8 protein-coding genes are annotated in these 7,492 nt (G+C 72.5%); 6 read left to right on the forward strand and 2 right to left on the reverse strand.

The genetic code is table 11. The features are described from left to right. Window positions 1–21: 21 nt before the first annotated feature. From metG to AB0N84_RS11925, 4 genes are all read left to right on the forward strand, one after another. Entirely contained in the window at window positions 22–1,602 is a 1,581-nt protein-coding gene (gene metG, locus AB0N84_RS11910; RefSeq protein ID WP_289459572.1) for a methionine--tRNA ligase, read from the forward strand. After that, complete coding sequence (locus AB0N84_RS11915) at window positions 1,599–2,537, forward strand: TatD family hydrolase (RefSeq protein WP_363546483.1); 939 nt, start codon at window positions 1,599–1,601, stop codon at window positions 2,535–2,537. The genes metG and AB0N84_RS11915 overlap by 4 nt, the downstream gene beginning before the upstream one ends. 2 nt (window positions 2,538–2,539) lie before the next feature. After that, a complete protein-coding gene (rsmA, locus tag AB0N84_RS11920) occupies window positions 2,540–3,385 on the forward strand; it encodes a 16S rRNA (adenine(1518)-N(6)/adenine(1519)-N(6))-dimethyltransferase RsmA (protein ID WP_182047004.1) in 846 nt (281 codons plus the stop codon). 217 nt (window positions 3,386–3,602) lie between these two features. Beyond that, window positions 3,603–4,007, forward strand: a complete 405-nt coding sequence (locus AB0N84_RS11925) for a hypothetical protein (RefSeq protein ID WP_182047003.1) — start codon at window positions 3,603–3,605, stop codon at window positions 4,005–4,007. A gap of 58 nt (window positions 4,008–4,065) precedes the next feature. Here the strand turns inward: AB0N84_RS11925 and AB0N84_RS11930 are convergent, their stop codons facing one another. Further along, the gene (locus AB0N84_RS11930) at window positions 4,066–4,806 is read right to left on the reverse strand and encodes an SDR family NAD(P)-dependent oxidoreductase (RefSeq protein ID WP_363546486.1); all 741 of its coding nucleotides are present in this window, start codon (window positions 4,804–4,806) and stop codon (window positions 4,066–4,068) included. 101 nt (window positions 4,807–4,907) lie between these two features. Between AB0N84_RS11930 and AB0N84_RS11935 the strand changes: the two genes are divergently transcribed. Beyond that, complete coding sequence (locus tag AB0N84_RS11935; RefSeq protein WP_182047001.1) at window positions 4,908–5,765, forward strand: helix-turn-helix transcriptional regulator; 858 nt, start codon at window positions 4,908–4,910, stop codon at window positions 5,763–5,765. 19 nt (window positions 5,766–5,784) lie between these two features. Here the strand turns inward: AB0N84_RS11935 and AB0N84_RS11940 are convergent, their stop codons facing one another. Next, window positions 5,785–6,285 (reverse strand): hypothetical protein, encoded by a 501-nt coding sequence (locus tag AB0N84_RS11940; RefSeq protein ID WP_363546489.1) that lies wholly within the window; start codon window positions 6,283–6,285, stop codon window positions 5,785–5,787. 83 nt (window positions 6,286–6,368) lie between these two features. Here AB0N84_RS11940 and AB0N84_RS11945 point away from each other — a divergent pair, with 83 nt between their 5' ends. Then, a complete protein-coding gene (locus AB0N84_RS11945) occupies window positions 6,369–7,382 on the forward strand; it encodes an alpha-L-glutamate ligase (RefSeq protein ID WP_363546492.1) in 1,014 nt (337 codons plus the stop codon). Window positions 7,383–7,492: the final 110 nt, after the last annotated feature.

A 7,492-nucleotide genomic window follows, 5' to 3' on the forward strand; every position in this document is an offset into this window, starting at 1 on the left:
GCCGCCCGTAGGATGGTCCGCATGTCCGACGGGTCCTCGTTCAGCATCACCACGCCGATCTTCTACGTGAACGACGTGCCACACATCGGGCACGCCTACACCGAGGTCGCCGCGGACTTCACGGCGCGCTGGCACCGGCAGCGGGGCGACGACACGTGGCTCCTGACCGGCACCGACGAGCACGGCCAGAAGATCCTGCGCACCGCGAGCGCGAACGACGTCTCGCCGAAGGAGTGGGCGGACCGTCTCGTCACGGACGCCTGGAAGCCGCTGCTCGACACCGTCGACGTGGCGAACGACGACTTCATCCGCACGACCGACGAACGCCACGAGCGCGGCGTCACGGCCTTCCTGCAGAAGCTGTACGACGACGGCTACATCTACGCAGGCGAGTTCGAGGGCTTCTACTGCGTGGGGTGCGAGGAGTACAAGCAGCCGAGCGACCTCGTGCCCGGCACAGGTGCGTACGAGGGGCAGCAGGTCTGCGCGATCCACTCGATCCCGGTCGAGGTGCTGGCCGAGCGCAACTACTTCTTCCGGATGAGCGACTTCGAGCAGCGCCTGCTCGACCTGTACGAGTCGAACCCGGAGTTCATCCAGCCCGAGAGCGTCCGCAACGAGATCGTCTCGTTCGTGAAGCAGGGCCTGCGCGACCTGTCGATCTCGCGCTCGAGCTTCGACTGGGGCATCCAGATCCCCTGGGACCACGACCACGTGCTCTACGTGTGGTTCGACGCGCTCCTCAACTACGTGACCGCCCTCGGCTACGGCTCCGACGACGACGAGGCGTTCCAGCGCCTCTGGCCGAGCGTCCACATCGTGGGCAAGGACATCGCCCGCTTCCACGCGGTCATCTGGCCCGCGATGCTCATGGCGGCCGACCTGCCGGTGCCGAAGCGCGTGTTCGGCCACGGGTGGCTGCTCGTCGGCGGCGAGAAGATGTCGAAGTCGAAGCTCACCGGCATCGCCCCGTCCGAGATCACCGACACGTTCGGGTCGGACGCGTTCCGTTACTACTTCCTGCGCGCGGTCACCTTCGGGCAGGACGGCAACTTCAGCTGGGAGGACATCTCCGCCCGGTACGCCGCCGACCTCGCGAACGGTTTCGGCAACCTGGCGTCGCGGCTCGTCGCGATGCTGCAGAAGTACTTCGACGGCGCCGTCCCGACGCGCGGGGCGCTCACCGCGTCGGACGAGGCGATCGACGCCCTCGCGGTGTCCGTGACCGAGCGTGCGGACGCAGCGGTCGAGGCCTTCGCCCCGCACGAGGCGATCGCCGCCGTGTGGGAGCTCGTGGACGCCCTGAACGGCTACATCACCGAGCAGGAGCCGTGGGCCCTGGCGAAGGACGACGCACAGCGCGAGCGCCTCGGCACCGTGCTGACGACGGCACTGCGTGGCCTCGGTACCGTGAACGTCCTCGTGTCGCCGGTCATGCCGAAGGCCACCGAGAAGCTCTGGGCGTCGATCGGGGCCGGCGGGTCCGTCGCCGAGCAGCGCGTCGACCGGGCCTGGGAGTGGCAGGGTGCGGAGACGGTCGTGCCGCTCGGGTCCGGACTGTTCCCGCGCATCGAGCAGCAGCCCGAGCAGGGTGCAGCGTGACCGACGCGGCCGACGCAGCGCACGTGCGGGCGCGCGGTGACGGGTCGTCGGGTGGCTCGAAGCGCGACCTGAGCTCCCCGCCGCTGCCGCAGGCGCTCGTCGTGCCCGTGTACGACAACCACACCCACATGGAGATCGCGGACGGCGTCGGCGAGGGCGGCGACGGTCCGCTCGACTACCGCGAGCACCTCGACCGGGCGTCGAGCGTCGGTGTCCGCGGTGTCGTGCAGGTCGGCACCGACCTGGCGACCTCGGAGTGGTCCGCGCAGATCGCGGCCCGCGAACCCCGTGTGCTGGCCGCGGTCGCGCTGCACCCGAACGAGGCCCCCGTCCTCGACGAGCAGGGCCTGCTCGACGAGCACCTCGCCGGGATCGAGCGGCTCGCCGCGCTGCCCCGTGTCCGGGCGATCGGCGAGACCGGACTCGACTTCTTCCGCACCGGCGAGGACGGCCGTGCCGCCCAGGTCCGGTCGTTCGAGGAGCACATCCGCATCGCGAAGGAGCACGACCTCGCGCTGACGATCCACGACCGCGACGCGCACGACGCCGTGGTCGAGGTCCTCGACCGGGTCGGTGCACCCGAGCGCACCGTGTTCCACTGCTTCTCCGGCGGACCCGACCTGGCACGGCTCTGCGCCGAGCGCGGTTGGTACATGTCCTTCGCCGGCACCGTGACGTTCAAGAACGCCGAGCCCCTCCGCGAAGCCCTCCGGGTCGCCCCGCGCCACCTGGTCATGGTCGAGACGGACGCGCCGTTCCTCACACCGACCCCGTACCGCGGCCGGCCGAACGCGCCCTACCTGATCCCGCTCACGCTCCGGTCGATGGCCGAGACGCTGGGCACGGACGCCTCGATGCTCGCCGCGCAGATCGCGTCGAACACCGAGCTCGTGTACGGCGCGTGGGACGCCGAGCCCGTCACGGTGGACGAGTAGCCGTGGGCGCACTGCTCGGCCCGGCGGAGATCCGGGACCTCGCGGCGAAGCTCGACGTCACCCCCACCAAGAAGCTCGGGCAGAACTTCGTGCACGACGGCAACACCGTCCGACGCATCGTGTCGGCCGGCCGCGTCACCCCGGGATCGCGGGTGCTCGAGATCGGCCCGGGACTCGGCTCGCTGACGCTCGGCCTCACCGAGACGGGCGCCTCGGTGACCGCGGTCGAGATCGACGGCCGGCTCGCGGCGCAGCTGCCCGCGACCGTCGCGGCGATGCAGCCCGACGCCCGGCTGCAGGTGGTCCACCAGGACGCCCTCGCCGTGACCGCCGACGAGCTGCCCGAGGCGCCGACGCACGTCGTGGCCAACCTGCCGTACAACGTGTCGGTGCCGGTGCTGCTCCACCTGCTCGCGACCTTCCCGACCATCGAGCGCGTGCTCGTGATGGTGCAGGCCGAGGTCGGCTACCGCATCGCGGCCGGCCCGGGCAGCAAGGTCTACGGCGCCCCGAGCGTCAAGGCGGCGTGGTACGGGTCGTGGTCGACCGCCGGACAGATCAGCCGCCAGGTGTTCTGGCCGGTGCCGAACGTCGACAGCGTGCTCGTCGGGTTCGACCGACACGAGCAGCCGGGCGACGAGGCGCTGCGGACCCAGGTCTTCGCGCTCGTCGACGGCGCGTTCCAGCAGCGGCGGAAGATGCTGCGCCAGAGCCTGTCGGGCGTGCTCGGCAGCAGTGCGCGTGCGACCGAGCTGCTCACCGCCGCCGGGATCGACCCGACGGCGCGGGGCGAGGCCCTGTCCCCGGACGACTTCGTGCGGCTCGGTCGGACGGTCCTCGCGGCCTGACGGCGTCGCGTGCCGCTGATGCGGTGCGGTGCGGCGCGGTGTGACGGGGCGCTGGCGCGACCTGCCCCCGGACAACCGGGAGCACGTCGTGCCGTGCACTTCCGTGGCGCGACGTGCTCGCGGTTGGTCCCCACGCGCCTCCCGGCCCGCCGGCCCGGCGCCTCCGCCTGCCGGTCGGGCACCTCGGCCGGTCGCTACGACCCGTAGGCTCGCCACCGTGCGCGCACCTCGTTCCCGGACCGCTCTCGTCGTCACGATCGCGGCGGCCGCCGTCGGCGCCGCGATCGTCGTCCTCGCCGTCGTGGCCCTCGTCCACGACGTCCGAGACGACGCCGCGTGGGCGGCACTCGTCCTCGGCGCTGCCGTCGCGGCGTGGGGCCTGTGGTTCCACGCGCTGTCGGGCGGAGACGCGGACCGTCGTCCGCGGGTCGCCGTCACGGGCGTCGTCGCGACCGCCGGCATCCTGGGCGCGGGTGCGTACTGGGTGCTCAGGGGGCTGCTCGACCGGACCGTCGCGGAGGCCCTGGTCGTCACGGCGATCGTCCTCGGGCTCTGGGCGCTGAACCGGACGGTGGAGGCCGGGAACCGCCGACGGCGTGCTGCGGGAGACGAGGTCGAGTAGGTGACTGCGGGAGGCCGGGCGACTCTCGTCCCGCGAGGACGCGCGGGTCAGGTGTGGCTCAGTGCCCCCGGCCCGCCATCGCCTCGAGGATCTGCTGGTGCGTCCCGTCCCGCTCGGCCCACCGCAGCGGCTGCACGTTCTCCACGAGGATCTCCGGCGCGGCACCGGCCTCGAGCAACCCCACGACCTCGTCGGTGAAGGCGTCGAGCGGCATCCCGCCGAAGTCCGCACCGCCCATCAGGTCGGTCTGCACCGCCGGCGGCGCGAGCTCCAGCACCTCGACGGAGCTGCCCACGAGCTGCTGGCGGAGCGCCTGCGTGTACGAGTGCACGCCGGCCTTCGTCGCGCTGTAGGTGGGGGTGGCGGTGAGCGGGACGAACGCCAGCCCGGACGAGACGGTGATGAGCGTCGCCGCCGGTCGGCTCAGCAGGTGGGGGAGGAAGGCGTCGATGAGCAGGATCGTGCCCACCAGGTTCGTCTGCACGGTCTCGAGCGCGTCCGAGACGTGGCCCGGATCGCGGAGGTCCTCGTTGCGCATGATCCCGGACATCGTGACCACGGTGTCGAGCTCCGGGTACCGGGCGATCACGTCGGTAGCGGCGGCTGCGATCGAGTCGGCGTCGGCGACGTCGATCGCGACGGTACCGAAGCCGTGCTCGGCAGCGAGCGCGTCGAGGCGGTCCTGGCGGCGCCCGCCGATGACGACGGTGCTGCCCGCTGCCTGCAGGCGCTGCGCGAGGGCGAGCCCGAGGCCCGAGGTCGCGCCGGAGATGAAGACGGTGCTGTTCGTGGTGTCCATGCCGTCGACGATGCTCCCCGGACACCGGTGTCGCCAGGACGCGGTCATCGGGGGACCGCCGATCCCTGGCTCCGACCGGTCCGGACGGGCACGATGGTCGGGTGGACCGCCCCGCCCTCGCCGACTTCCTCCGCCGCCGTCGCGAACTCCTGCGCCCGGAGGACGTCGGGCTCGGCAACGGCGCACGTCGCCGGACGCCGGGTCTGCGCCGTGAGGAGGTCGCCGCGCTCGCCGGCATGAGCGTCGACTACTACACGCGGCTCGAGCAGCAGCGCGGGCCGCAGCCGTCCGAGCAGATGGTCGCAGCGATCGCTCGGGCGCTCCGCTGCAGCCTCGACGAGCGGGACCACCTCTTCCACCTCGCCGGGCACACCGCGCCGGTCCGGATGCACCGCGCCGACCACGTCGACCCGGCGATCCTGCGGGTGCTCGACCGGCTCGAGGACACCCCGGCGATCGTCGTGAGCCACCTCGGCGAGACCCTCGTCGAGAACCGGCTCGCCCGTGCCCTGCTCGGCACGTCGGTCGACCTGCCGGGGAACGAGCGCTACCAGGCGTGGCGGTGGTTCGTGGCGGGGACGGAGCAGGCGAAGTACGCGCCCGAGCAGCACGAGCGGCTCGGACGGGTGGTCGTCGCCTCGCTCCGGGCCGCGGTCGGTCTCACCGGGCCGGGGGACCGTCGGGCGACCGCGCTCGTCGATGCGCTGCAGCAGCGGAGCCCCGCGTTCCGGGAGCTGTGGGAGCGCCACGAGGTGTCCACGCGGTGGTCCGACAACAAGACCATCGTGCAGCCCGAGCTCGGTCGCATCACCGTCGACTGCCAGGTGCTCCACACCGACGACCAGGCGCAGGCCCTCCTGCTCTTCACCGCGCCTCCCGGCAGCGAGGACGCGCAGAAGCTCGAGCTGCTCGGCGTCCTCGGCACGCAGCACTTCGGCGCCGAGTCACGGGCGCGCTGACCCGCACCCGGCCCGAGCGTCAGTCGACAGCAGCGCCCCGCGCCCGCAGCGCCTCCACGACGGCGTCCGGGTCGTTGCACCGGAACCGGAGCGATCGTGCCCCGCGGATCGTGACCTGCACCCCGGGACCACCGTCGAGCAACACCGCGGTGCCGCCGGGGACGAGCCGGATGCCCAGTCCGCCGGAGTTGCCGCCCGTCACGTGCACGACCTCGGCCGAGGTGATCCGTTCCGGGGCGATGCGCCGCCGGTACCACCACGGGCGGACACGGACCTCGAGGACCTCGTCGACACGGACCGTCATCCGCATCAGCAGCGAGCCGATGCCGAGCGCGACCGTGACGGCGAGCGTGACCACCAGTACGCCGACGTCCGACACCGTGGGCGGCTGGTCCTGCCACCCCGCCGGCACCGCGAGCACGAGCGCCGCGATCCCGACGGCGGTCGCGATCACGGCCCACCCGACGACGGTCATCGTGCGGCCTGGCCGGAGGGTCTCCTCGTGCACGGGGTGGGACATGCGTTCCACCCTCGCACACCGCTCCGCGCAACCCCACGTCACACACCTGGCACCCCCAGGGTCCCCGTGCCTAGGGTGGCCGGGTGACAACTCCGCGCGTGTACGTCATCCACGAGAACCCTGAGTGGTTCCCGCCGTTCGCCGCTGCCTTCGAGGCGGAGGGCGTGCCGGTCGAGGAACTCCTGCTGACCGACGGCGGCGCCCTCGGCAGCATCGACCTGGGCGCCGAGCCGGCCCCGGGCGTCTACTGGTCGCGCATGTCCGCGAGCTCCCACACCCGCGGCAACGAGCACAGCAAGGAGTACGCCCGCGCGCTGCTCGGCTGGCTCGAGCGCTCCGGTGCGACGGTCGTCAACGGCAGCCACGTGCTCGAGCTCGAGGTGTCGAAGGTCGCCCAGCACGGGCTCCTCCGCGACGCCGGCTTCGACGTGCCCCGCACGACCGCGGTCTTCGGGTCGGCCGCCCTGCAGGACGCCGCGCGGACCTTCACGGGAGGGCAGGACGTCCCGTTCATCACGAAGCACAACCAGGGCGGCAAGGGCCTCGGCGTCCGCCGCTTCGACACCCTTGCCGAGTTCGACGCCTACGTCGACAGCCCCGAGTTCGAGGCCCCGGTCGACGGCATCACGCTGCTCCAGGAGCTGCTGACCGCCCGCGAGCCGTTCATCACCCGCGCCGAGTTCGTCGGCGGCGAGTTCGTCTACGCGGTCCGCGTCGACACGAGCGCCGGCAGCTTCGAGCTCTGCCCGGCCGACGCGTGCGAGGTGCCGCAGGTCATCGCCGGCGCCGTCTGCGACGTCCCGGGAGCCGAGACACCCGGTGCTCCCGAGGCCTTCAGCCTGCGCACCGAGGTCACCGCCGAGCACCCGCTCGTGCAGCAGCTCCGCACGTTCCTCGCCGACCAGCGCATCCAGGTCGCCGGCGTCGAGTTCATGGAGACCACCGACGGCCGCACGGTCGTCTACGACGTGAACACGAACACGAACTACAACCCCGCCGTCGAGGCGGCTGCGCCGGTCTCCGGCCCGCGCGCGATCGCGCGCTTCACGGGCGCGCTCCTCGAGCAGGCCTACGCCGCGTCGGCGACCACGGTCTGAGACGACACCACCCACCGGCCGGGGGGGGGGGGGGGGGGGCCCCCCCCCCCCCCCCCCCCCGCCCCCCCACCCCCCCCGCCCCACCAGAGGAAAAGGAAAAATAACCCCCA

Origin of the sequence: Curtobacterium sp. NPDC089185, from assembly GCF_040685235.1 — a bacterium.
Taxonomy (GTDB): Bacteria; Actinomycetota; Actinomycetes; order Actinomycetales; family Microbacteriaceae; genus Curtobacterium; species Curtobacterium citri.